At 70.3% G+C, this 23,225-nt stretch carries 21 protein-coding genes; 4 read left to right on the top strand and 17 right to left on the bottom strand.

Annotated features, from left to right (window positions below):
* Positions 1-28: 28 nt before the first annotated feature.
* The 5 genes from FB600_RS23850 to FB600_RS23830 form a co-directional block, all read right to left on the bottom strand.
* Positions 29-1,147 (bottom strand): MraY family glycosyltransferase, encoded by a 1,119-nt coding sequence (locus FB600_RS23850; RefSeq protein ID WP_096749624.1) that lies wholly within the window; start codon positions 1,145-1,147, stop codon positions 29-31.
* Positions 1,148-1,407: 260 nt separating this feature from the next.
* Positions 1,408-2,430 (bottom strand): UDP-glucose 4-epimerase GalE, encoded by a 1,023-nt coding sequence (galE, locus tag FB600_RS23845; RefSeq protein ID WP_036048032.1) that lies wholly within the window; start codon positions 2,428-2,430, stop codon positions 1,408-1,410.
* Between the two features lie 22 nt (positions 2,431-2,452).
* Positions 2,453-3,589 (bottom strand): glycosyltransferase family 4 protein, encoded by a 1,137-nt coding sequence (locus tag FB600_RS23840; RefSeq protein ID WP_096749623.1) that lies wholly within the window; start codon positions 3,587-3,589, stop codon positions 2,453-2,455.
* Between the two features lie 35 nt (positions 3,590-3,624).
* The gene (locus tag FB600_RS23835; RefSeq protein ID WP_098154473.1) at positions 3,625-4,452 is read right to left on the bottom strand and encodes a glycosyltransferase; all 828 of its coding nucleotides are present in this window, start codon (positions 4,450-4,452) and stop codon (positions 3,625-3,627) included.
* Positions 4,449-5,711 (bottom strand): oligosaccharide flippase family protein, encoded by a 1,263-nt coding sequence (locus FB600_RS23830; RefSeq protein WP_025098761.1) that lies wholly within the window; start codon positions 5,709-5,711, stop codon positions 4,449-4,451. The genes FB600_RS23835 and FB600_RS23830 overlap by 4 nt, the downstream gene beginning before the upstream one ends.
* Positions 5,712-5,959: 248 nt before the next feature.
* On the opposite strand from FB600_RS23830, the gene FB600_RS23825 reads away from it, so the two are divergent.
* From FB600_RS23825 to waaA, 4 genes are all read left to right on the top strand, one after another.
* On the top strand, positions 5,960-7,354 hold the full coding sequence (locus FB600_RS23825) for a phosphomannomutase/phosphoglucomutase (protein ID WP_096749621.1): 1,395 nt from the start codon (positions 5,960-5,962) through the stop codon (positions 7,352-7,354).
* A 238-nt stretch (positions 7,355-7,592) separates the two neighbouring features.
* Positions 7,593-8,624, top strand: a complete 1,032-nt coding sequence (gene waaC / locus FB600_RS23820; protein WP_164467512.1) for a lipopolysaccharide heptosyltransferase I — start codon at positions 7,593-7,595, stop codon at positions 8,622-8,624.
* A gap of 10 nt (positions 8,625-8,634) precedes the next feature.
* A complete protein-coding gene (locus tag FB600_RS23815) occupies positions 8,635-9,519 on the top strand; it encodes a Kdo hydroxylase family protein (protein ID WP_096749620.1) in 885 nt (294 codons plus the stop codon).
* A 38-nt stretch (positions 9,520-9,557) separates the two neighbouring features.
* Positions 9,558-10,907, top strand: a complete 1,350-nt coding sequence (gene waaA, locus FB600_RS23810; protein ID WP_145757409.1) for a lipid IV(A) 3-deoxy-D-manno-octulosonic acid transferase — start codon at positions 9,558-9,560, stop codon at positions 10,905-10,907.
* A 66-nt stretch (positions 10,908-10,973) separates the two neighbouring features.
* Here the strand turns inward: waaA and ureG are convergent, their stop codons facing one another.
* The 12 genes from ureG to urtE form a co-directional block, all read right to left on the bottom strand.
* The gene (gene ureG / locus FB600_RS23805) at positions 10,974-11,618 is read right to left on the bottom strand and encodes an urease accessory protein UreG (protein ID WP_013696855.1); all 645 of its coding nucleotides are present in this window, start codon (positions 11,616-11,618) and stop codon (positions 10,974-10,976) included.
* 10 nt (positions 11,619-11,628) lie between these two features.
* Positions 11,629-12,309: an urease accessory protein UreF gene (locus tag FB600_RS23800; RefSeq protein ID WP_096749618.1), complete on the bottom strand. Its 681-nt coding sequence runs from the start codon at positions 12,307-12,309 to the stop codon at positions 11,629-11,631.
* Entirely contained in the window at positions 12,296-13,015 is a 720-nt protein-coding gene (ureE, locus tag FB600_RS23795; RefSeq protein WP_145757410.1) for an urease accessory protein UreE, read from the bottom strand. Before ureE ends, FB600_RS23800 begins: the two co-directional genes overlap by 14 nt.
* Before the next feature lie 20 nt (positions 13,016-13,035).
* Positions 13,036-14,742, bottom strand: a complete 1,707-nt coding sequence (ureC, locus tag FB600_RS23790; RefSeq protein ID WP_013696858.1) for an urease subunit alpha — start codon at positions 14,740-14,742, stop codon at positions 13,036-13,038.
* 76 nt (positions 14,743-14,818) lie between these two features.
* A complete protein-coding gene (locus tag FB600_RS23785) occupies positions 14,819-15,124 on the bottom strand; it encodes an urease subunit beta (RefSeq protein WP_013696859.1) in 306 nt (101 codons plus the stop codon).
* An 8-nt stretch (positions 15,125-15,132) separates the two neighbouring features.
* Positions 15,133-15,435, bottom strand: a complete 303-nt coding sequence (gene ureA / locus FB600_RS23780) for an urease subunit gamma (RefSeq protein WP_013696860.1) — start codon at positions 15,433-15,435, stop codon at positions 15,133-15,135.
* 234 nt (positions 15,436-15,669) lie between these two features.
* On the bottom strand, positions 15,670-16,566 hold the full coding sequence (locus FB600_RS23775; protein WP_036048009.1) for an urease accessory protein UreD: 897 nt from the start codon (positions 16,564-16,566) through the stop codon (positions 15,670-15,672).
* A gap of 181 nt (positions 16,567-16,747) precedes the next feature.
* Positions 16,748-17,518, bottom strand: a complete 771-nt coding sequence (locus FB600_RS23770; protein ID WP_096749616.1) for a BPSS1780 family membrane protein — start codon at positions 17,516-17,518, stop codon at positions 16,748-16,750.
* A gap of 56 nt (positions 17,519-17,574) precedes the next feature.
* Positions 17,575-18,798 (bottom strand): DUF1700 domain-containing protein, encoded by a 1,224-nt coding sequence (locus tag FB600_RS23765; RefSeq protein WP_145757411.1) that lies wholly within the window; start codon positions 18,796-18,798, stop codon positions 17,575-17,577.
* Positions 18,795-19,136 carry a PadR family transcriptional regulator gene (locus tag FB600_RS23760; RefSeq protein WP_047835860.1) on the bottom strand — a complete coding sequence of 114 codons (342 nt, stop codon included), beginning with the start codon at positions 19,134-19,136 and terminating at the stop codon, positions 18,795-18,797. The genes FB600_RS23765 and FB600_RS23760 overlap by 4 nt, the downstream gene beginning before the upstream one ends.
* Positions 19,137-19,438: 302 nt before the next feature.
* Positions 19,439-21,949, bottom strand: coding sequence for a family 20 glycosylhydrolase (locus tag FB600_RS23755; protein ID WP_145757412.1), 2,511 nt, complete (start codon positions 21,947-21,949; stop codon positions 19,439-19,441).
* A gap of 575 nt (positions 21,950-22,524) precedes the next feature.
* Positions 22,525-23,217, bottom strand: coding sequence for an urea ABC transporter ATP-binding subunit UrtE (gene urtE / locus FB600_RS23750; protein ID WP_013696866.1), 693 nt, complete (start codon positions 23,215-23,217; stop codon positions 22,525-22,527).
* Positions 23,218-23,225: the final 8 nt, after the last annotated feature.

Below are 23,225 nucleotides of genomic sequence, written 5' to 3'. Positions count from 1 at the left end.
CGCCTTTTTCATGGCCGCGCGCGGCGCCTCAATGGCGATGCTGCTGCCGCGCGCGCGTCTTGCGCACCACCATCCAGCGCGGCGCGCGAAAGCGCACGATGCTGACGTAGAGCCACACGTAGGTGAAGGCGAACACCAGCACGAAGGCGAACAGGTGCACCGTGTGCCGCCAGAACAGCGTGGCCGGGATCACCGCGATCAGGCACAGCAGCCACAGATAGGGCGAGGTCAGCGAATTGCGGCGCGTCAGCTCGTGCGCGACCTGGGTGCCGACGGCCCAGCGCATCAGGCGCTTGTAGACCAGCATGTGCAGGTGCACGCCGTCGGGGATGCCGGGCGAGATGCCGCGGATGAACTTCTTCCGGTAGATCGAGAAACAGGTCTCGAAGATCGGGTACATGAACAGCAGCACCGGGTACCAGGCCGATACCTCGCGATGCCGCATCACCAGCAGGATCGCCAGCTCGCCGAGCATGAAGCCGATGAAGTAGGCGCCGCCGTCGCCGAGGAAGATCAGGCCGGCCGGGAAGTTCCAGATGAAGAAGCCCATGATCGCGCCCATCATCAGCAGCGAGGCCGACAGCACCACCGGCTCGCCCACCTGGAAGGCCACGTAGGCCAGCGAGGCCAGCATCATGAAGGCGACCATCGAGGCCAGGCCGTTGAAGCCGTCGATGATGTTGACGGCATTGGCGAGCGCGGCCACCGCCAGCACCGTCACCACCGCCGAGACCGCCGTGTAGCCGAGCAGGAAATCGAGCGGCGGCACGCTGATGCGCGTGATCGCCACGCCCACCACGCCGAACGCGATGGCGGCGGCGGCCATGGTGCACAGCAGGCGCGCGCGCGGCGAGACCTTCTTGGTCAGGTCCTCGATCAGTCCCGAGGCGAAGGCCGGGATGCCGCAGGCGGCCAGCCCGGCGATGCTGCCGGCCACGGTCGGGTAGCGCAGCGCGAGCGGGATGCAGCCGATCAGCAGGCCCGCGACGATGCCGAGGCCGCCGACGCGCGGCACCGGATGGGCGTGGAATTTCTGCACGCCGGCGAGATCGCTGTCGATCGAGAATTTCTCGTGCAGGTGCGCATAACGGATGATGAGCAGCGTGACGAGCAGGGAGGCGACGAACGCAACGGCGAAGCTGAGCATGGACGGGCCGGAAAACGGGACAGCGGATTATACCGGAGCCGGGTTCGTCCCAGAAGGCGGGCGAGGCGGGTATTTCCCTTGCCGGACAAGGACTTGCGAGAGGCCTTGCGGCGCCGCGGCAAGGCTTTCGAAGCGGCTGCGGCGGCGAGCCGCGCCGGGCGGCGGCAGGTGCGTCGCGCGTGCCGCCGAGGCTTGCCGGCCGGGAAAGCGGCAAGGCCCCGCCGGGGCGGGGCCTTGCCGGATCGATCCGCCGCCGGGCCTCAGGCGAAGCCGCGCGGATTGCGCTCCTGCCAGCGCCAGTGGTCGGCGCACATGCGCTCGATGTCGTACTCGGCCTGCCAGCCGATCAGCTCGGCGGCGCGCGCCGGGTTGGCATAGCACTCGGCCACGTCGCCGGGGCGGCGCGCCACCAGCTCGTAGGGCACCGGCCGGCCGCTGGCCGTCTCGAAGGCCTTGACGATGTCGAGCACGCTGTAGCCGCGCCCGGTGCCGAGGTTGACCACGAAGCTGGCGTCGCGCCGGCGCAGCGCGTCGAGCGCCTTCAGGTGGCCGCGCGCCAGGTCGACCACGTGGATGTAGTCGCGCACGCCGGTGCCGTCGTGGGTCGGGTAGTCGTTGCCGAACACGCGCAGCTTCTCGAGCTTGCCGACGGCGACCTGGGCCACGTAGGGCATCAGGTTGTTCGGCAGGCCGGCCGGGTCCTCGCCGATCAGCCCGCTCTCGTGCGCGCCGACCGGATTGAAGTAGCGCAGCGTGGCGATGCGCCACGACGGATCGGAGATCTCGAGGTCGCGCAGGATCTGCTCGGCCATCAGCTTGGTCTGGCCATAGGGATTGGTGGCCGACAGCGGGAACGACTCGTCGATCGGCGAGCGCTCCGGCACGCCGTAGACGGTGGCCGAGGAGCTGAACACGACGTGCTTGACCTGGCGCTCGCGCATCACCTTGAGCAGGGCCAGCAGGCTGTCGAGGTTGTTGCGGTAGTACTCGATGGGCTTGGCGACCGATTCGCCGACCGCCTTGAGCGCGGCGAAGTGGATCGCGGCGGTGATCGGATGCGCGTCGAACACGCGGGCCAGCGCGGCTTCGTCGCAGGCGTCGACCTGGTGGAAGGCCGGCGCGCGGCCCGCGATCCTGGCGATCCGGTCGACGGCCTCGCGCTTGCTGTTGACCAGGTTGTCGACGATCACCACGTCGTAGCCGGCGCCGAGCAGTTCGACGGCCGTATGCGAGCCGATGAAGCCCGCGCCGCCCGTCACCAGAATCGTGCCCTTGTCGCTCATAGCGCTCATTGTCATGCCCTCCTCAGAGTGCCGTGCCTGTCAGCGCACGGATGGTTTGTCGATAGCGCTCGACGACGTTCGCCTCGTCGAATTCGCGCAGTACCTTCTGGCGGCCGCGCTCGCCCATCGCGCGGCGCGCCTCGGCCGGCATGTCGAGCATGGCGGCCATCTTGCCGGCCAGGCTCGCGCTGTCGCGCGCGGTGCAGAGCAGGCCGGTCTCGCCGTCGTCCACCACGTCGCGGCAGCCCGGCACGTCGGTGGCGACGATCGGCCGGCACATCGCCGAGGCTTCCATCAGCGTGCGCGGCACGCCCTCGCGATAGGAGGGCAGCACCACGCAGTCGGCCGCCGCGATATGGGGGCGCACGTCGTGCGCCTCGCCGAGATAGTCGATCACGCCCTCGCGCACCCATTCGTCCAGGTAGGTCTTCGATACCGCGCTGGGGTTGTCGACGCCGACCGGGCCGAGCAGGGCGAAGCGCGCTTGCGGATAACGCGCCTTGAGCGCACGCGCGGCGTCGACGTACTCGCGCACGCCCTTGTCCCACAGCAGCCGGCCGATCAGCAGGAACTGGAAGCTGTCGCGCTCGGGCAGCGGGGCGGGCGCGAACTGCTCGATATCGACGCCCTCGCCGTGCAGCAGCCGCGCGCGATCGGGATGCGCGAGCAGGCGGCCGGCCTCGAAGGTGGCGAGGTCGTCGCGGTTCAGGAACCAGACCTCGCGCGGGAAGCGGAACGCGAAACGGTAGAGCCGCTTGGCGATGCTGGCGGCGCGGCTCTCGCGGATGAACACGTAGCCCAGGCCCGTGGTGACGGCCACCGAGGGCACGCGCGCGAGCCAGGCCGCGATCGAGCCGTAGATGTTCGGCTTGATCGTGTAGTGGAACACCAGGTGCGGGCGCAGCTCGCGATAGTGGCGGCGCATCGCGGCGAGCATGCGCAGGTCCTCGAGCGGATCGGTGCCCTTGGAGGCGACGCGCAGCTCGAGATAGCGGCAGCCCATCGCCTCGAGCGGCTCGACCGTGCGATCGCGCGGGGCCAGCACGATGACCTCGGCGCCGCTGGCGACCAGCATGCGGATCAGGCCTTGACGATAGGTGTAAATCGCCCAGGCGGTGTTGCAGACCAGGACGATGCGCAGCGCGGAAACAGGACTCATGTCGAAGCAGTGGACGGGAAGCGGGACGAAGCGCGTCAGGCCGGCGGGCGCTGCGCGAACGAACGGCGTTTCAGCTTGTGCAGCAGCGAATACGGCGTCACGAGATGAAGCAGGTACTTGGCGAGGCCGCCCCAGTCATACGGGTTGCGCGCATCGAAGTAACGGAGCACCAGCGCGAGCGTCGAGCGGATCTGCCGGCGCCGACGGGTGGCGCTGATGCCGCCTTCGTTCAGCTCGTAATATAGGCCGAGTTCGGGCAGGTTCGCGCAATCGTAGCGTTCCATTAAGCGCAAAAAAATGTCCAGGTCCTCGGCGGCCGGATATTTGATCCGATAGTTGCCGACCTCCAGTACCCGCTGGATATCGAGCATCACCGAGGGGTGGACCAGCGGCGAACGCAGGAAGCGGGTGCGGCGCAGCCGGGCCGGATCGGCCGGCGGCGTCAGCATGAACAGCGGGCGGCCGTCGCGCGACACCACCTGGGTCCAGGTGCCGACACAGGCCACGCGCGGATGGGCGGCCAGGAACGCGCGTTGCTTGGCCAGGCGCCCCGGCACCGCCAGGTCGCCCGCGTCGAGCCGGGCCGCGTAGCGGAAACCGCGCGCGGCCAGCGCCTCGATGCCGGCCGCCAGCGCGCGCTCGATGCCGCCGTTGCGCGGCATGCGCAGCACCTCGATGTCGAGCCCCGCGCGCGGCGCCGGCGCGATCGGCGGCGTGCTGCCGTCGTCGACCACCAGCACGTGCACGGGCGCGGTTTCGGCCAGCGAGGCGAGGCTGCGCGCCAGGTCGTGGTGGCCGTTGTAGGCCGGGATCAGCACCGCGACCTCGTCGAGGGCGCCGGCGGGGGCGAGGGAGGAGCTCATGTGCGCAGCTTCAGGCGGATGTAGGTGAAATTGACCGCGGCGGCGGCCAGGTAGCCGGCGGCCAGGCCGACCAGGGCGCCGTACAGGCCGAGCGCGGGGATCGCGATGGCGTTGGCGATGGCCGCCACGGCCAGCGCCAGCAGCCACTTGGCCAGCAGCACGAACCTGGCCTGGAACTTCAGCACCACCAGGTTGCCGATCGCCTCGACGCCGGCCGGCACCGAGAGCCAGACCGCCCAGCGGAAGATCGAGACCGATTGCTCGTAGCCGGGGCCGAACACGCGGCCGATGATCAGCGGCGCGAGCAGGTCGAGCACGGCGGCGCCGCCGATCATCAGCGCGCTGGTCATGGCGATCAGGCGCCAGACGTTGCGGCGCAGCCGCGGCAGCTCCGAGACGCGGTAGACGAAGGCCGGCGCGATGGTCTGGGCGAGCAGCAGGGCCAGCGTGATCCAGTTCTCGTTCAACTGCTGGGCGGCGGCGTAGCGGCCCAGCTCGGCGAACGAGACGTGCCGCTCCAGCATCAGGCGGTCGAGCTTGAGGAACAGGTACATGCAGACCAGACCGATCCAGAACACCGTGCCGGCCGAGGCGAAATGCCGGAACAGCGGCGCTTCCACGCGCCAGCCGAGCCGGCCGCCGTGGCGGCGCCGGTAATAGAGCATCAGCGCCAGCGCGATCGCGCCGGCCTCGAGTGCCCACAGCCAGCCGTAGCTGGCCGGCGCGGCGGCCGCGCGCACCAGCAGCCACACCAGCAGCGCCTTGCCGAGCGCGGCGAAGATGCTCGCGATCAACTGCGGCTTGCTGTAGGTCATGCTCTGCAGCCAGGCGTTGATCACGCCGACGAAGGGCTCGCGCAGCACCAGGGTCACCGCCAGCCCCGCCAGCATCGCGCCGACCAGCGGATCGACCAGGCCCGCCGCGATGCCGGCCCAGGTCAGCGCGAGCGCGACGATCGACACGGAAAAGCGCAGCGCGAAGGCGCTGCCGAGCACCGCGCCGAGTTCGGCCGGGGCGCGCTGCACGATGGTCGGCACCAGGATCTCGGCGCCGCAGACCCAGGTCAGCGGCGCCAGCACCAGCAGCAGCGTGTTCGCGTACTGCCACTTGCCGAAGGCGTCGGGGCCCAGCGCGCGGGCCAGCAGGCCGCTGATCACGATCGCGACGCCGATCTGCGTGAGGCGCTCCAGGCCGAGCCAGACCAGGTTGGCGGCGGCCCGGGCGACATCGGGGTTGGCGATGCGCGTAAGCTTCAGCATGAAAAAATTCGAAAAAAAAGGGCTCGGCGCCGATCCGGCCGCCGCGCCGATTTTCTAATTTGCGGCGCTGCAACCTGCACGCATTAGAATGGGCGGCTCGTGGGCGATGCCTGCCGCACCGACCGGGCGGGTCGAAACCAGCGATTATAAGTTGTCCGGGTCCGAACCCGACATTCGCGCAGGACGCGCCACCCGGCCGGCGTGCGAGGCCGCGGCACCCTTTTCCATGTACGACAGAGAGTGAATCGATGATTTCCCAATCCATCTTCAAGGCGTACGACATTCGTGGCGTGATCGGCAAGACGCTCGATGCCTCGGTCGCCCGCTCGATCGGGCAGGCCTTCGGCAGCGAGGTGCGCGCCCAGGGCGGCGACGCGGTGGTGGTCGCGCGCGACGGCCGGCTGTCCGGCCCGGATCTGATCGCGGCGCTGGCCGACGGGCTGCGCGCGGCGGGCGTGGACGTGGTCGACGTCGGCATGGTGCCGACCCCGGTCGGCTATTTCGCGGCCAGCGTGCCGCTGCCGCTGGCCAGCGGCGAGCGCCGCGTGGATTCCTGCATCGTGGTGACCGGCAGCCACAATCCGCCCGACTACAACGGCTTCAAGATGGTGCTGCGCGGCGCGGCGATCTACGGCGAGCAGATCCAGGCGCTGTACCGCCGCATCGTCGCCCAGGATTACGCCGAGGGCAGCGGCAGCTACCAGCAGCACGACGTGGCCGATGCCTACCTGCAGCGCATCGTCGGCGACATCAAGCTGGCGCGCCCGCTGAAGATCGTGGTCGACACCGGCAACGGCGTGGCCGGCGAGCTGGCGCCGCGCCTGTTCAAGGCGCTCGGCTGCGAGCTGGTCGAGCTGTTCACCGAGATCGACGGCAACTTCCCGAACCACCACCCGGACCCGGCGCATCCCGAGAACCTGCAGGACGTGATCCGCGCGCTGAAGGAAACCGACGCCGAGATCGGCTTCGCCTTCGACGGCGACGGCGACCGCCTCGGCGTGGTCACCAAGGACGGCCAGATCATCTACCCGGATCGCCAGATGATGCTGTTCGCCGAGGAAGTGCTGTCGCGCAACCCGGGCGCGCAGATCATCTACGACGTCAAGTGCACCCGCAACCTGGCGCCGTGGATCCGCGAGAAGGGCGGCGAGCCGCTGATGTGGAAGACCGGCCATTCGCTGGTGAAGGCCAAGCTGCGCGAGACCGGCGCGCCGCTGGCCGGCGAGATGAGCGGCCACGTGTTCTTCAAGGATCGCTGGTACGGCTTCGACGATGGTCTCTACACCGGCGCGCGCCTGCTCGAGATCCTCGCGCGGGTGGCCGATCCGAGCGCGCTGCTCAACGGCCTGCCGAACGCCGAGTCGACCCCGGAGCTGCAGCTCAAGCTCGAGGAAGGCGAGAACGTCGCGCTGATCGAGAAGCTGCGCCAGGACGCCAAGTTCGAGGGCGCCGACGAGGTCATCACGATCGACGGCCTGCGCGTCGAGTATCCCGACGGCTTCGGCCTGGCGCGTTCCTCGAACACCACGCCGGTGGTGGTGCTGCGTTTCGAGGCGAATTCGGCCGAGGCGCTGGAGCGCATCAAGGGCGAATTCCGCCGCGCGCTGACGGCCGCCAAGCCCGACGCGAAGCTGCCGTTCTGAGGCCGCGAGGCCTGGCGGGCCATGAACGGCCGGCCGGGCCGAGGGCCTGGCCTTGCACGACGACGCGCCGGCAGGTCCGGCGCGTTGTTCCGTCGGGCTTGCCGGCGCCGCGCGCGACCCCGGGCCGCCCGCCCGCCATGTCCGCCGGCGCCGCGCTCGACGGCACCGGCCGCCGCATGTCACCTCCCGCCGCTCCCGTTTACGGGATAAGCCCGCCGACGCGATAAAATCGCGTCTTTTGGTCCGTACCGGCCTTTCGTCGGTTTTTCTCAGCGTGCAAAAAATTCTGATCGTGCGCGTCTCGTCGCTCGGCGACGTCGTGCACAACATGCCGGTGATCGCCGACATCCACCGGCGCCACCCGGATGCCCAGATCGACTGGCTCGTCGAGGAGGGCTTCGTCGAGCTGGTGAAGCTGGTGCACGGCGTGCGCAAGGTGCTGCCGTTCTCGCTGCGGCGCTGGCGCAAGTCGCTCGGCAGCGCGCGGACCTGGCGCGAGATCCGCGCGTTTCGCCGGCAGATCGCCGACGAGCATTACGACCTGGTGATCGACTGCCAGGGGCTGATCAAGAGCGCCTGGGTGGCGAGCTGGGCGCGCGGCCCGCTGACCGGCCTGGCCAACCGCACCGACGGCGCCGGCTACGAGTGGCCGGTGCGCTTCTTCTACCGCCGGCGCGTGCCGATCGCGCCGCGCACCCACGTGGTCGAGCGCACGCGCCAACTGGTGGCCGCGGCGCTGGGCGACCCGGCGCCGTCGCCCGACGACGCGCTCGATTTCGGTCTTGACACGCATCAGGCGGCACGCGCGCTGGCGGCTGCCGACCTGAATCTTCCGGTACCGTACGTGGTCTTCGTCCACGCGACGTCGCGCGCCGACAAGCAATGGCCCGACGCCGCCTGGATCGAGCTCGGCCAGTCGCTGGTGCGGCGTGGCGCGTCGCTGGTGCTGCCCTGGGGCAGCGAGGCCGAACGCGCCACCAGCGAGCGGCTGGCCAGGGAGTTCGGCGCGGCCGCGATCGTGCCGCCCAGGCTGTCGCTGCCGGCCGTGGTGGGGCTGGTCGACGGCGCGGCGGCCACGGTCGGTGTCGACACCGGCCTCGTGCACATCGCGGCGGCGCTCAAGCGCCCGACGGTCGAACTGTACAATTTCGCCACCGCATGGCGCACGGGCGGTTACTGGTCGCCGAACGTCGTCAATCTCGGCACGGCCGGCGCGCCGCCCTCGCTGTCCCAGGTGAAGGGCGCGCTCGCGTCGTTCGGCCTCCTGTAACGGTGCGATCATGAGCGAATCCCAGATCCTCGAAGTCCTCTCGGCCGACTGGCACGGGCAGCAACTGTCGATGCCGCGCGAGCAGTTGCTCGCCGCCGTCGAGACCGGCAAGGTGCTGTATTTCCCGAACCTGCGCTTCGCCATCGAGGGCGGCGAGGAAGCCCTGCTCGATCCGGCGCTGGCCGATCCCAAGCGCAAGAACATCAGCCTCGCGCCGAACGGTGGCGCGGTGGCGGGCGTGCTCGGCGACGCGGTCACGCAGTCGGCCGTGCGCGCGCTGGTGGCGCGCTACCAGCAGCAGGCGGCCTCGCTGGTCGACGGGCTGTTCCCCGAGTATCGCGGCCGCATGCGCGTGGCGCCCACCAGCCTGCGGCTGCGCCAGGTCGAGACGCGCGAGAGCTCCTGGCGCAAGGACGACAGCCGCCTGCACGTCGATGCCTTTCCCTCGCGACCGAACTACGGCGAGCGGATCCTGCGCGTGTTCAGCAACGTCAACCCGGCGGGCGTGCCGCGCGTGTGGCGCGTCGGCGAGCCGTTCGAGGAGGTCGCCCGGCGCTTCCTGCCTGGGATTCGCCCGCAGTTGCCGGGCGCGGCCTGGCTGCTGGAGCTGCTGCACGTCACCAAGTCCAGGCGCAGCGCCTACGATCACCTGATGCTGCACCTGCACGACGCGATGAAGGCCGACCTGGCCTACCAGCGGGACTGCCCGCAGCAGACCATGCCGTTCCCGCCCGGCAGCGTCTGGATCTGCTTCTCGGACCAGACGTCCCATGCCGTCATGTCGGGCCAGTTCATGATGGAACAGACCTTTTTCCTGCCGGTCGAGGCGATGGCGCGGCCGGATCGCGCGCCGCTCGGCATCCTCGAGCGGCTGCAGCAGCGCGCGCTCGTCTGAGCAGGGCGCGCAGGCACGGAGCAAACCACGGTGGTGTCATGTTGAGAGCGGTGTATCGCGCGCTTTGGTGGATTGTCGCGCCCGCCGCGGTAGTGCGGCTGTTCTGGCGTTCGCGCAAGGAGCACGGCTATCGCGAGCATATCGGCGAGCGCTTCGGCCAGCTCGCGCTGGCCATGCGCGCGCGACGCGGGCCCGACGACGCGGCGCCGCTGATCTGGGTGCATGCGGTCTCGGTCGGCGAGACGCGCGCCGCGCAGCCGCTGATCGAGGCGCTGCTGGCCGCGCGGCCCGACGCGAAGCTGCTGCTCACCCACATGACGCCGAGCGGCCGCGCCACCGGCGAGCAGTTGTTCGGCGCGCGCGTGCTGCGCTGCTATCTCCCCTACGACATGCCGCACCTGGTGCGCCGCTTCCTGCGCGCCTGGCGGCCGACGCTCGGGCTGGTGATGGAGACCGAGGTCTGGCCCACGCTGATCGACGAGTGTCGTCGCGCCTCGGTGCCGCTGGTGCTGACCAATGCGCGCATGTCGGCGCGTTCGTTCCGCCGCGCCTCGCGTTTCGGCCCGGCGGTGCGCGAGGTGTTCGGCGGTTTCTCGCGGGTGCTGGCGCAAAGCCCGTCCGATGCCGAGCGGCTCGGCGCGCTCGGCGCGCGCAACCTGGCCGTGCTCGGCAACCTGAAGTTCGACATGAGCACGCCGCCGGAGCTGGCCGCGCGCGGCCGGGCCTGGCGCGAGGCGATCGGCTCGCGGCCGGTGTGGGTGGCGGCCAGCACGCGCGAGGGCGAGGAGGCGCTGGTGCTGCGCGCCTTCGCGGCGCTGAACACGCCGCATGCGCTGCTGATCCTGGTGCCGCGTCATCCGCAGCGTTTCGACGAGGTGGCCGCGCTGGCCGCGCGCGAGGGGCAGGCGGTGGTACGCCGCTCGGCGCTGTGGGCGGCAGGCGCCGCGGCGGCGGGGCAGGCCCATGCGGCGCTGGCGGCCGACAGCACGGTGCTGCTGGGCGATTCGATGGGCGAGCTCGGCGCCTATTACGCGGCGGCCGACGTGGCCTTCATCGGCGGCAGCCTGCTGCCGCTGGGTGGGCAGAACCTGATCGAGGCCTGCGCGGTGGGCGTGCCGGTGCTGATCGGCCCGCACGTGTTCAACTTCACGCAGGCCACGGCCGATGCGGTGGCGGCCGGCGCGGCCGCCCAGGTCCAGGATCCGGAAGAGCTGGCGACGACGCTCGATGCGCTGTTCGCCGATCCGGCGCGGCGCACCGCGATGGGCGCGGCCGGCGCCGCGTTCGCCGCGCGCCATCGCGGCGCGACGGCGCGTACCGTCGACGTGCTGACGGCGCTGTTGCCGCCGCCTGGTGCCGCCGCGCGCGACGAGGCCGAGCCGGCCTGAGCGCGCGCCATCGGAGGGCGCATCGCCCCGAGCGAAGACGGCCGGCATTGCCGGCCGTTCGCACGTCTACGCGCTCAGCAAACCCTTCTTCTCGATGAAGGCGATCACCTCGGCCACGCCTTCCAGCGCCTTCAGGTTGGTCATCACGTAGGGACGCTCGCCGCGCATCTTGCGCGTGTCGGAGGCCATGATCTCGAGGTTCGCGCCCACCAGCGGCGCGAGGTCGGTCTTGTTGATCACCAGCAGGTCCGACTTGGTGATGCCGGGGCCGCCCTTGCGCGGGATCTTCTCGCCGCCGGCCACGTCGATCACGTAGATCGTCAGGTCCGACAGCTCGGGGCTGAAGGTGGCCGCGAGATTGTCGCCGCCCGACTCGATGAACACGATGTCGGCATCGGGGAAGCGGCCCAGCATGCGATCGACGGCCTCGAGGTTGATCGAGGCGTCCTCGCGGATCGCCGTGTGCGGGCAGCCGCCGGTCTCGACGCCCATGATGCGTTCCTCGGGCAGGGCGCCCGCCACGGTCAGCAGGCGCTGGTCTTCCTTGGTGTAGATGTCGTTGGTGATCGCCACCAGGTCATAGCGCTCGCGCATCGCCTTGCAGAGCATCTCGAGCAGGGTGGTCTTGCCGGAGCCGACGGGGCCGCCGATGCCCACGCGCAGCGGCGGCAGTTTCTTGGTACGGCGGGAGGAAGCGGAAGGCGTGTTCATGGTCGTGCGTTCAGGAGCGGAACAGTCGGGAGTACTGGGTTTCGTGCCGCGCCGACAGGATGCCGAGCAGCGGCGCGAAGGTGTTGATCGCCTCGGGCGGCGTGGCCAGCGCGCGGCGCACTGCGGCCGCGATGGTGCCGCGCAGCGAGACCAGGATCTTCTGGCCGGCGAGCTGGCCGAGCGGCACCGCCTTGAGCGCGGCGGCGGCCTGGTTCTCGACCCAGCCGAAGGCATAGGCGGTCAGCGTCGCGTCGGGCGCCGCATCGTGCGCGGCGGCCGCGAAGGCATAGGCGGTGGGCAGCGCGATGGGGCGCATCGCGGCCAGCGTGGCGCGCTGCGCGGCGTCGCCCCATTCGAGCGAGCCGCACAGCTGGGCGAGCGACCAGCCCATCTGCTCGGTCTCGCGGCGCAGTTCGGCCGATTCGCGGCTGGCGATGAATTCCGCATTGGCGTCGAGCAGCGCCTCGGTGTCGTGCCGGCACCAGCGTTCGAGCTGGTGCGCGACCAGCGGCAGCTCGCCGAGCGCGAGCACGTCGGCCAGGCCGCTGGCGATCCAGTCGCGCGCGCTGTCGGCGTCGCGGATCAGCTCGGCGTCGAGCGCGGCCTCGAAACCCTGCGAATAGCTGAAGGCGCCGATCGGCAGGGCCGGCGAGGCCAGGTGCAGCAGCGCGACGAGTTCAGTCGTGTCCATGGTCGTGGCAATGCTTGCAGTCGTCGCCGTGCCGGTGCTCGTGATCGTGCCGATGTTCGTGCGAATGCGCGTGCGAGGCCGCGCCGTGGGCATGTTCGTGATCGTGCGAATGCGAATGGGCGTGGCCATGGCCATGCTGATGCGTGTGCGCGCCGTGCGCATGCGCATGATCGTGCCCGTGCGCATGTCCGTGATGCTCGCCATACACCTGCTGCGCGAGCGCGTAGTCTTCCGCGAAGCTCGCGTCGTGGCCGTGCCGATGACCGCCGCCATACGCGCCCGCCTCGGGCTGGAACGGCGCCTCGACGCGTTCGACGCGCGCGCCGAGCCGCGTCAGCATGTCGGCCAGCACCGGATCGTATTCGAGCTTGAGCGTGTCCAGGCCGATCTCGACCGGCGTGTGGCGATTGCCGAGGTGGTAGGCCGCGCGCGTGAAGGTCAGCGCATCGGGCGCGCGTACCCGCATCACCGCCTCGGCGGCGGCCACCACGCGCACCAGCGCGCCGTCGTCGGCCACCAGCACGTCGCCGTCGGCCAGCACGGTGCCGCGCGGCAGCACCACGGCCAGCTCCTCGCCGCTGTCGAGCGTGGCCGCGAAGCGGCTGCGGCAGCGCGCGTCATAGGCCAGTGTGAGGGTTGGCGCGCGGGCCACCAGCGAGGCGGCCAGCTTCACGTTCGGGGCAATGCGTTTGTCGAGAGTGCGCATGATACGTAATCGGAATCCGGTCAGAACAGGAAGTAGCGCTGCGCCATCGGCAGCACCGTGGCCGGCTCGCAGGTCAGCAACTGGCCGTTGGCCACCACGTCGTAGGTTTCGGGGTCGACCGTGATGCTCGGCCGCCAGGCGTTGTGGATCATGTCGGCCTTGGTCACCGTGCGGCAGCCGCGCACCGCCACCACCTGCTTGGCCAGCCCGTAGCGCGCGGCCACGCCGCGATCGGCCGCCAGTTGCGAGACGAAGGTCAGCGAGGTGCGCCCGAGCGCGCCGCCGCGGGTGGCGAACATCTCGCGGAAATGCACCGGCTGCGGCGTCGGGATCGAGGCGTTCGGGTCGCCCATCTGGGCCACCGCAATCATGCCGCCCTTGAGGATCATGGCCGGCTTCACGCCGAAGAAGGCCGGCTCCCACAGCACCAGGTCGGCCCACTTGCCCGGCTCGATCGAGCCGACCTCGTGCGCGATGCCGTGCGTGAGCGCCGGATTGATGGTGTACTTCGCGACGTAGCGCTTGGCGCGGAAATTGTCGTTGCGCGCGCCGTCCTCGGGCAGCCGGCCGCGCTGCACCTTCATCTTGTGCGCGGTCTGCCAGGCGCGGATGATCACCTCGCCCACCCGGCCCATCGCCTGCGAATCCGAGGACATCATCGACAGCGCGCCGAGGTCGTGCAGGATGTCCTCGGCGGCGATGGTCTCGCGGCGGATCCGCGATTCGGCGAAGGCCAGGTCCTCGGCGATCGACGGATCGAGGTGATGGCAGACCATCAGCATGTCGAGGTGCTCGTCGAGCGTGTTGATCGTGTAGGGCCGCGTCGGGTTGGTCGACGAGGGCAGTACGTTCAGCTCCGAGCAGACCTTCAGGATGTCGGGCGCGTGGCCGCCGCCGGCACCCTCGGTGTGATAGGTGTGGATCGTGCGGCCCTTGAAGGCGGCCACCGTCGATTCGACGAAGCCGCCCTCGTTGAGCGTGTCGGTGTGGATCGCCACCTGCGTGTCGGTTGCGTCCGCAACCGTCAGGCAGTTGTCGATGGCCGCGGGCGTGGAGCCCCAGTCCTCGTGCAGCTTGAGGCCGATCGCGCCGGCGGCGATCTGCTCCTCGGCCGGCTGCGGCAGGCTCACGTTGCCCTTGCCGAGGAAGCCGATGTTGATCGGCCAGCCGTCGGCGGCCTGCAGCATGCGCTCGATATGCCAGGGCCCCGGCGTGCAGGTGGTGGCATTGGTGCCGGCCGCGGGGCCGGTGCCGCCGCCGATCATGGTGGTCACGCCCGAGGCCAGCGCCTCGTCGATCTGCTGCGGGCTGATGAAGTGGATGTGGGTGTCGATGCCGCCGGCCGTGACGATCATGCCCTCGCCGGCGATCACCTCGGTGCCCGCGCCGATCGCGATGGTCACGCCGGGCTGGATGTCGGGGTTGCCGGCCTTGCCGATCGACTGGATGCGGCCGTCCTTGATGGCGATGTCGGCCTTGACGATGCCCCAGTGATCGAGGATCACCGCATTGGTCACCACCGTGTCGGCCACTTCCGCCGCGACGCGCTGCGACTGGCCCATGCCGTCGCGGATCACCTTGCCGCCGCCGAACTTCACTTCCTCGCCGTAGATCGTGCAGTCGCGCTCGACCTCGATCAGCAGTTCGGTGTCGGCGAGGCGGATGCGGTCGCCGGTGGTCGGGCCGAACATTTCCGCGTACGCGCGGCGGCTCAAGCGTAGTGTCATGGTGTCGAATCCTTGGGGCGCCCGGCCGGGGCCGGGCTGCGAACGATGGGAGGGCGCGGGGGCCGGCCTGGCGGGCTCAGAGCTTGCCCATCACCTTGCCCTGGAAGCCGTAGACGATGCGATCCCCCGCCAGCTCGACCAGCTCGACGGTACGCGTCTGGCCGGGCTCGAAGCGCACGGCGGTGCCGGCGGCGATATTGAGCCGATAGCCGCGCGCGGCGGCGCGATCGAAGGACAGCGCGTCGTTGACTTCGTGGAAGTGGTAGTGCGAGCCGACCTGCACCGGCCGGTCGCCGGTATTGGCGACCGCCAGCGTGAGCGTGGCGCGGCCGACGTTGAGCTCGTGCTCGCCGTCGTCGGTGAGGATTTCGCCGGGGATCATGGTGGGCCTCAGGGAATCGGGTGATGGACGGTGACCAGCTTGGTGCCGTCGGGAAACGTCGCCTCGACCTGGATGTCGGGAATCATCTCGGCCACGCCGTCCATCACGTCCTCGCGCGTGAGCAGGGTGGTGCCGTAGTGCATCACCTCGGCCACGGTCTTGCCGTCGCGGGCGGCTTCCATCAGCGCCGCGGTGATGAACGCGACCGTCTCCGGATAGTTGAGCTTCAGCCCGCGGGCGCGGCGGCGCTCGGCCAGCAGCGCGGCGGTGAAGATCAACAGCTTGTCCTTCTCTCGTGGGGTCAGCTTCATGAAAGCCTAATGTTTAGCTAGACGTAATGATTCGAGCGTGTGTTGCAGACATGGCAAGCGATCCTAGCATCGCGACCGGTGGCCCGCATGAGGTTCTGTCTGAATGCAAGCCGTGTGCCATGCGGTAGTGCGTTGCGCGGCCCGTTTGCGTGCGTGCGCTCACCGCGCCGGTGCGCGGGGCCGGTGCGGTGCATCGAGATGGTGCGGGGAAGAGGGGGGAGGGGGAGGAGAGCCTCAGGTCTGCCAGAGCCGCAGCGGTTTCGCCTCGACGCCGTGCACCACCGGGCGCAGCCGCGTCCACTGCTCGACGAACAACTGCTGCAGCGCCTCGACCGAGCCGGCCAGCGCGCGCACCAGCATCACGCGCGGCGCGACGCAGGTGGCGCCGGCGCGCAGCGTGTCGGTGAAAGGCAGCGTCGGCGCCAGCGATTCCGCCAGCGCGTCGGTGCAGGCGTCACCGATCGCCCACAGCGTGCCATACACGGGGAAGCCGGCCAGCCCTTGCGGTGTCTCGCGCAGCGGCTCGGTCGCGCCCAGGTGCGCGCGCTCGACCCAGAGCGGCTGTCCGTCGGCGCCGACGATGCGCGCATACGAGGCGATGCGCCCGACCGACCAGGTTTCGCCGGCGGCCTGCCTGCCCAACTGCGAGACGTCCCAGCCGATCACGCTGGCGCGTTCGCCGAGCGTCAGCGAAAACTCCAGCGAGGCCTGCGCCGCGTCGAAGAACAGGTTGTTCTGCGGCAGCCAGTCCAGGCGTGCGTCGTCGCCCACTTCGATGGCGATGCGCTGCCGCGCGTCCAGGCCGTTGGACTTGTACCACTTGGTGGCGCCCGGCGTGGTGATCACCGCGTGCGAGCCGGCGCCGACGCGCACCGCGATGTCGAGCCGGTCGCCGCCGGCCACGCCGCCGGGCGGATGCACGATCACCGCGTGGCAGATCGCGTCGCCTTCGGGATAGAGCGGGCGCTGGATCCGCAGCGGCCCGTCGTGGCGGCGGTGTACCAGCGCCGTGCGCTGCGCGGATTGCCGCTCGAAGCCGAGCTCGAGCGTGGCGCGCCAGGATTTCTTCGCGGCGGCGCCGGTGGTGGCGCTATCGGGTGAGGCGGGGGCGTGCGGATCGTGAGCGGACATCGAACGAACGGAAAGGCATCGGGCAAGGGACCGGGCGGGTGAGCCGCGCGATCCGGACAATCCGGAACCGGCGGCCTGGCTGCTGCGCTTCGACTGCGTTCCGGCGCGGCTCCTGCCGCGCGCCGACATGCTACCTCAGGCGACCATGCCGGCGCGCGCGGATCAATATTGCGGCCCCGGCTCAGCCGCGTGCCGGCGACGCGCTCCAGCGATCGCCGAGCAGCGCGCGGTAGCTCGCGTACATGCCCAGCACGACCAGCGCGGCCAGCAGCGGCGTGACCACCAGGGCGCGCAGGGCCACCGGCAGCCACGCCGCGGCCAGCGCGTCGGCGCCCAGCGCGAAGGCATAGACCAGCGCGATCGGCAGGTTGCGCAGCACGGCGCGCGCGCTCGCCAGCATCGCCTCGCCGGCCGATGCGCGGCGCAGCACCACCAGGGCCGGCGCGAACCAGAACAGGGCGAGCGCCAGCGCGTAGCAGGGCAGCGCCACCAGCAGCGCCAGCGCTTCGGCCTCGAGCGGGTCGGCGGGCATCAGGTGCGACTGGCGCAGGCCATGCGCTGCCGCATAGCCGGCACCGGCGATCGCGGCCGTCGCGCAGCCGATCGTGAACAGTGTGCTGCGATGCTCGGCCACTGCCAGCCAGGCCTCGCCGAACGACCAGGCTCGCGCATGGGTGGCGCGTTCCTGCATCAGCACCAGCACGGCGGCCGCCAGCGGCGCGGCCATCGGCGCGAGCAGCGCGAGGCGCGGCGCGAGTTCGAACAGGGTGGCCGCGTCGGCGCAGGCGAGCAGCGCGAACAGCCACCAGACGGGCCGCTGGCGCGCGATCGCCAGCCCGTGCGCGAGCCAGCCGGGCAATTGGCGAATCGATACGCCGCGCGGCGTGCCGCGGCGACGCGGATCGTAGGGGCGCGCGACGGCTGCCGCGCTGGAAGCGATGTGCCGGTTCATGACCGTTTCCTCTCGATGAAAAAACACTGCATGAGTCAGGGGGATGGCGCGCCGTGTCAGGCCGCGCCGGTGTCGAGTCGTTCGGTGATGCGTTCGGTCTGGCGGCGCACGTAGCGCACCAGGCCGCGCCAGGTGGCGCGTGTCAGCAGCAGGCAGAGCCAGAGGCCGAGCAGGCCGCTGACCAGCATCGCGAAGCCGTAGAGCAGGGTGCCGATGCGCTCGCCGTGCGAGCCGACGATCACCAGGCGATCCTTTCCGCTGCCGAGCGCGACGTGGTTGCGGTCGATCTCGATCGAGTCCTCGCCGCTCTTCAGGCTCAGGTGCGGGGTGTCGCCCGCGACGAAGGACATGCTGCCGTCGCGGTCCCGGATGTCCCAGGCCATCGACTCGGGCTTGCTGCCCACGCGCGCGGCCGAGACCTTGTCGCCCTGCTTGTTGCGCAGCTCCAGCGCCACCACGTCGACGCGCCGGATCGACCAGCTTTCGCCCTCGACGGTGAACAGCGCGCGCGAGCCGCCGACCGCCTCGACGCGCAGCTTGCCGTCGCGATTGTTCAGCTCGAGGGGCCCCGCCGTGGTGACGATCGATACATGCGTGCCGGCTTGCGGGCGCAGCACGAAGCGCTCGCCGTCCACCCGCAGGTCGGGCACGTTCAGGTGCGCCAGCAGCGCTTCGGTGCTCGCCGCGGCGGTGCCGGCCTGGCTCGCCGTCGGTGCCCCGGGGGCGGGCGGAGCCTGCGGCGCGCTCGCGGCGGCGGATTTCTCGTCGTCATCGTCGTCGTCTTCATCCACGTCGCGACCGGCGGCCGCCTTCGCGCCGGTCTTGCCGTCGTCGGAGCCGGCCTCGATGCTGAACGGGATGAAGTCGGCCGAGGGCCAGCCGAACAGGTGATGGCTGCCGAGCATCAGCACGATCGCCAGGCCCGCGGCGAACAACCCCGCCGACAGCGTATAGGCGGCGGTGAGCAGCAGCAGGTAGAACATGAAGGGCACCAGCAGCAGCAATTGCAGCAGGCCCAGCCCGGCGATCGAGGCGAACACGCGCATCAGGTTGCCGAACGAGCGGCGCGTCTCCCACTGGCGGAAGTTGGCCTGCGCGCGCAGCTCGCGGGCGAGCTTGGCGGGCTCGCCCAGCGCGGCCACCACCTCGGCCTCGCTTCGGCCGGCGGCCAACGCGTCGCCGATGTACTCGCGGTAGTCGGCGACGATCTCGTCGACCACGTGCTTCGGCAAACTCCGCAGTTCATGCCGCAATTGCTCGATGAATGCGTCCTGCGTCATTGCTGCTCCCCTGTCGCGGTTGGCACGTCGGGCAAGCCGAGCACGCCGTTGACTTCATTGACGAAACTGCGCCATTCCTGTTCCATGCCCGCCAGGCTGTTGCGCCCCGCGGCCGTCAGCGAGTAGTACTTGCGCGGCGGCCCCGAGCTCGACTCGACGAAGTAGGTCGACACCCAGGCCTCGGCCTGCAGGCGTCGCATCAGCGGGTAGATGGTGCCCTCGCTGATTTCCATGGTTTCCGACAGCGTCGAGACGAGTTCGTAGGCGTAGCTGTCCCCGCGTGCCAGCACGGCCAGCACGCACATGTCGAGCGTTCCCTTTTTCAACTGGGTCTTCATGCGAATCCGTCTGCTTTAGTGTGCATTGCAGGGTACCTTGCAATGCACGATTGTTGGCGGGACTTGTTCCGTCGAGCCATGGGCTGCAATGTAGCAGCCGGTATTGTTTTATGCAAGGTACTGTTTCATGCACGACAGCGGAGGCGGGAAAAACCGCGCCCGGCAAGCGGGACGGCCTTGCCGGGCGGGCGAGGGAAGAATACGGGGGCGCGATGGCGGGCATCGGGCGCCGCCCGCCATCGGGGTGACCTGCACGGCGCCGGCGGCCGGGAGCCGGCCGGCCCCGTGCCGATCGGAGCCGATCAACTGCCGGACAGGCTGAAGGTCGGCGAGCGGTAGCCGATCCCGGCGCGCCCCAGCTTCGGCAGTTCGCGCTGCTTGAGCACGGTGGCGAAGCCGGCCCAGTCCTGGTTCAGCGCGTCCTTGTCGACCAGGTGCGTGTCGCCGAGCTTGTAGCGCACGCCGGCCGCGTACGGGCGCTCCCAGTCGGCGCGATGCCAGGCGCGTTCGGCCAGTGCCAGCAGGCGCGGATACACCATGTACTCGAACTCGCTGTCGTTGCGCATCACCTCGCCCCAGGCCTGGCCCTGCACGCCTTCCAGGCGCGGCGCGGCGCCGGTGCCGGTCACCTCGAACGGATTGCCGTCGCGGTCGCCGATCACCTCGGCGTTCTGCGGCAGGTTCTCCGGCGCGAACGAGAACACCTTGTACTCGTCGGTCGCGTGCGAGCCCCAGTAGTAGCCGCGCTCACGCGGGTTGGTGGTGTAGGGGAAGTCGAAGTAGAGGTAGTCGGGCAGCGCCAGCACGGTGCGATAGCCCTTCGCGCTCCAGTCCCGCGCGCTGTCGGCGGCGCCCCAGAACAGCGTGTCCCACAGCGTCACCATGGTGTTGCGGGTGCTGAAGTCCTGCGGGCCGTCGGCGTGCTTGAGACCGTCCTGCCAGGCCGCCATGGTGCCGATGCCGTTGGCCGCGACCTGCGCGCTGACCTGCTGCGCGAAGCGCGTCGGCAACTCCTCGGTCGACTTGATCTCGCCGCGCTGCAGCAGGGCGGTGCACATCGGCGAGCGGGCCCAGGGCAGGTCCTGCGCGGCCTGGTCGACGCGGCCCTTGTTCGGGTCGGTGCCGTTGAGCGGCTGGAAGCCGGCGCCGAGCAGGATGTTCTTGGCCTCGTCGCCGCCGAAGTGCCAGATCGGCAGCGGCGCCTGCGCATCGGCGTACATCGCGGCGATCTCGCGGATCACCTTGGTGGCGAACTTCAGCGAGCCGGGCGCGCAGGGGTTGAGGTAGCTGCGGCGGTCGTAGAACTGCACCGACAGCGTGTTCGAGGTGTCCTGCGGATCGATCAGCCGGTATTCGCTGGCCTCGCGCTCGCGGCCGAGCGCGTGGAACAGCCGGTAGCGCACCTCCATCGACTGCACCGCGGCGCGCGCGTGGGCCGGCATGTCGATCTCGGGGATCACGTCGACGAAGCGCTCGGCCGCGTAGCGCAGCAACGAGACGTATTCGTCGCGGCGCAGGTAGCCGCCGCCCGAGCGGTTGTCCGGCCCCGAGCCGAGCTGCGGCAGCAGGCACAGCGTCTCGCTCGGATCGTGGCAGCGCCGCGAGCCCACCGCCGTCAGCTCGGGCAGGCCGGGGATCTCGATGCGCCAGCCCTCGTCGTCGGACAGGTGCAGGTGCAGGCGGTTGAGCTTGTAGGCGCTCATCTGGTCGATCAGCTTGCGCAGCGTGTCGGCGTGTTTGAAGTTGCGCGCCAGGTCGGCGTGCATGCCGCGATGCGGGAAGCGCGGCGCGTCCTCCACCTGCATGGCCGGGATCCGGCCGCCGCCGGCCGGCGTCAGCGAGAACAGCGTCTGCACGCCGTAGTAGAGGCCGGTCTGGTCGTAGGCCTCGATGTTCGCGCCCTGGCGCGTGATCGAGAGCCGGTAGCCGCCGGGGATCGCGATATCGGCGGGCAGTTGTTGCGGCACGATGCTGCCGCGCACCGGCAGGCCCGAGCCGCCCAGGCCCAGCTCGCCGGCGCGCTCGCGCAGGGCCGCCACGTGGTTGGCCGCGAGGCCGGTGAGTGCCAGCTGCACGCCGCGCAGCTCCACCGTGTCGTTGCCGAGGCGCTCGCGCTTGACGCTCGGCAGGGCGCGCGACGCCACCGGCTGGACCGTGGCAGGCGGCGCGTTGCCGGTCGAGCTGCTCTGCGCGTCGGCCGGCAGCGAATCGACGTAGCGCGTCTCGTCGTCGGTGTCGTTGTGGCGCAGCACGGTCGGCAGCGCGCCCGAGACGATCACGTAGGGGCGCGGCAGCAGATCGCTGTAGCGCAGGAACCAGTATTCGGCCACGAAGGGCACGGTCAGGCGCGCGCCGGGCGCGAGCGTGACCGCGCCGGGCTTGGGCGTCAGCTCGTAGAGGTCGCCCGTCAGGTGGCGCAGCGTGAAGCCGGGATGGTCGATGCGCAGCAGGCGCCGGATGCTGTGCAGGTAGAGCTTCCAGCCGTCGCCGCTGATGCGCGCCTGGCCGCGATTCTCGAGGATCAGCCGGCCGGTGGCGCAGCTCGCCGAATCGGCGCCGAGATCGGCGCAGGGCACGCCGGCCGTGTTCGCGTTGTTGTTGTCGATCGCGTAATGCAGCATCAGGTCGCGGCCGAGCTGGGCCGACAGCAGGAACGGGCTGAGGATGCCGCCGGGCGGCCGGGCCTGCGCGCCGGGCGTGGCAGGTGCGCCCGGCATCGGCGCGTTGAAGGTCTGGGCGGATTGCGCGCCGGCGGCGGCCGGTAGCACGGCGGCCGCGATCAGGGCGGCCGTCAGGAGCAGCGTTCGGTTCATCGGATTTCCCCAAGAGGATGCGGCGAATCAAGGCCCGGGAGCCCGGGATCGTGACGGCCGGTGTGTCCAGGAAACGGGCGCGCGACGGCACGCGCGATGGCCGATGGGCATCGCGGATCGGTGGCGCGGCAATCGTCAAACGGGTGCGGCGGATGCAGCAGGTGCTGAGGCGGGCTGGACGCCGGGGCGCGCTCGCGCGCGTGCCGGCGGCAGCGGAACTACGGGAATGGCGTGGGGCAGGGTCGGCCGCCGGCATGTCGGCAAGCCTGGGGCGCAACGCGGCGCGCCGAAGCGGAATTCTTCATGTCTCCCCCTCTCAGTGGGACGCGGCCTGTCGTCAGCCTTGCGCGAAATATTACGAAATCTCCAATTGGTGTTCAAGTGGTATTGATTTGGAATTGAACTGGCATTAACCCGAATGCCTGGGAAGGAATCGGGGCGGGGAGGCGACGGGCAAGGGGGAAGCGGGCGGGGCCGCGGCCGGCGAGGCGCTCGCGATCGGCGGGCTTGTCGTGGAAATCCGGGGCGCGGGGGGGCGCCCCGGGAGCGGGGGAAGGCGGGAAGGCGGGGCAGGCTCAGACGGCAATCAGCTCGCGCACGCCCTTGGCGTCCATCTCGTCGGCGGCGCCGCCGGCGACGATCTCGCCGCGGCTCATCACCCAGTAATGATCGGCGATCGACTTCGCGAAGTCGTAATACTGCTCGACCAGCAGCACGGTCATCCCGGTTTCGTCGACCAGTTGCCGCAGCGTGCGGCCGATGTCCTGGATGATCGAAGGCTGGATGCCCTCGGTCGGCTCGTCGAGGATCAGCAGTTGCGGCTCGCTCATCAGCGCGCGGCCGATCGCGAGCTGCTGCTGCTGGCCGCCGGAGAGATCGCCGCCGCGCCGCGTGCGCATCTCGCGCAGCACCGGGAACAATTCGTAGATGCGATCGGGCACCTTCGAGGGCGCCTTGCGGCTGGCCGCGCCCACCAGCAGATTCTCCTCCACGGTCAGGCGCGGGAAGATATCGCGGCCTTGCGGCACGTAGGCGAGCCCGGCGGCGACGCGCGCATGCGGCGCCAGCGCGTCGAGCGGCTTGCCGCGCCAGGCGATCTGCCCGTTCTTCGCGGCCACCACGCCCATCAGGCAGCGCAGCAGGGTGGTCTTGCCCACGCCGTTGCGGCCGAGCAAAACGGTCAGCTTGCCTTCCTCGGCGCTCAGGTTGACGTTGCGCAGGATATGGCTGCCGCCGTAGAACTGGTTGAGGGAATCGATCTTCAGCATGAACAGGT

It is taken from the genome of Burkholderia sp. SJZ089 (genome assembly GCF_007828315.1).
GTDB classification, from domain to species: Bacteria; Pseudomonadota; Gammaproteobacteria; order Burkholderiales; family Burkholderiaceae; genus Burkholderia; species Burkholderia gladioli.
The sequence above is the reverse complement of the archived record's forward strand: the minus strand, read 5'-3'. Positions and strand labels throughout refer to the sequence as shown.

What these genes read in the sequence shown, in the direction of transcription:
- ureA (WP_013696860.1), bottom strand. Translation starts at nt 15,435, where the DNA reads ATGAAGCTGACCCCACGAGAGAAGGACAAGCTGTTGATCTTCACCGCC.
- urtE (WP_013696866.1), bottom strand. Translation starts at nt 23,217, where the DNA reads ATGCTGAAGATCGATTCCCTCAACCAGTTCTACGGCGGCAGCCATATC.
- ureG (WP_013696855.1), bottom strand. Translation starts at nt 11,618, where the DNA reads ATGAACACGCCTTCCGCTTCCTCCCGCCGTACCAAGAAACTGCCGCCG.
- ureE (WP_145757410.1), bottom strand. Translation starts at nt 13,015, where the DNA reads ATGCGCACTCTCGACAAACGCATTGCCCCGAACGTGAAGCTGGCCGCC.
- FB600_RS23800 (WP_096749618.1), bottom strand. Translation starts at nt 12,309, where the DNA reads ATGGACACGACTGAACTCGTCGCGCTGCTGCACCTGGCCTCGCCGGCC.
- FB600_RS23760 (WP_047835860.1), bottom strand. Translation starts at nt 19,136, where the DNA reads ATGAAGACCCAGTTGAAAAAGGGAACGCTCGACATGTGCGTGCTGGCC.
- galE (WP_036048032.1), bottom strand. Translation starts at nt 2,430, where the DNA reads ATGAGCGACAAGGGCACGATTCTGGTGACGGGCGGCGCGGGCTTCATC.
- FB600_RS23840 (WP_096749623.1), bottom strand. Translation starts at nt 3,589, where the DNA reads ATGAGTCCTGTTTCCGCGCTGCGCATCGTCCTGGTCTGCAACACCGCC.
- FB600_RS23830 (WP_025098761.1), bottom strand. Translation starts at nt 5,711, where the DNA reads ATGCTGAAGCTTACGCGCATCGCCAACCCCGATGTCGCCCGGGCCGCC.
- FB600_RS23755 (WP_145757412.1), bottom strand. Translation starts at nt 21,949, where the DNA reads ATGAACCGAACGCTGCTCCTGACGGCCGCCCTGATCGCGGCCGCCGTG.
- FB600_RS23850 (WP_096749624.1), bottom strand. Translation starts at nt 1,147, where the DNA reads ATGCTCAGCTTCGCCGTTGCGTTCGTCGCCTCCCTGCTCGTCACGCTG.
- waaA (WP_145757409.1), top strand. Translation starts at nt 9,558, where the DNA reads ATGTTGAGAGCGGTGTATCGCGCGCTTTGGTGGATTGTCGCGCCCGCC.
- FB600_RS23825 (WP_096749621.1), top strand. Translation starts at nt 5,960, where the DNA reads ATGATTTCCCAATCCATCTTCAAGGCGTACGACATTCGTGGCGTGATC.
- FB600_RS23835 (WP_098154473.1), bottom strand. Translation starts at nt 4,452, where the DNA reads ATGAGCTCCTCCCTCGCCCCCGCCGGCGCCCTCGACGAGGTCGCGGTG.
- FB600_RS23815 (WP_096749620.1), top strand. Translation starts at nt 8,635, where the DNA reads ATGAGCGAATCCCAGATCCTCGAAGTCCTCTCGGCCGACTGGCACGGG.
- FB600_RS23770 (WP_096749616.1), bottom strand. Translation starts at nt 17,518, where the DNA reads ATGAACCGGCACATCGCTTCCAGCGCGGCAGCCGTCGCGCGCCCCTAC.
- FB600_RS23775 (WP_036048009.1), bottom strand. Translation starts at nt 16,566, where the DNA reads ATGTCCGCTCACGATCCGCACGCCCCCGCCTCACCCGATAGCGCCACC.
- ureC (WP_013696858.1), bottom strand. Translation starts at nt 14,742, where the DNA reads ATGACACTACGCTTGAGCCGCCGCGCGTACGCGGAAATGTTCGGCCCG.
- FB600_RS23785 (WP_013696859.1), bottom strand. Translation starts at nt 15,124, where the DNA reads ATGATCCCCGGCGAAATCCTCACCGACGACGGCGAGCACGAGCTCAAC.
- FB600_RS23765 (WP_145757411.1), bottom strand. Translation starts at nt 18,798, where the DNA reads ATGACGCAGGACGCATTCATCGAGCAATTGCGGCATGAACTGCGGAGT.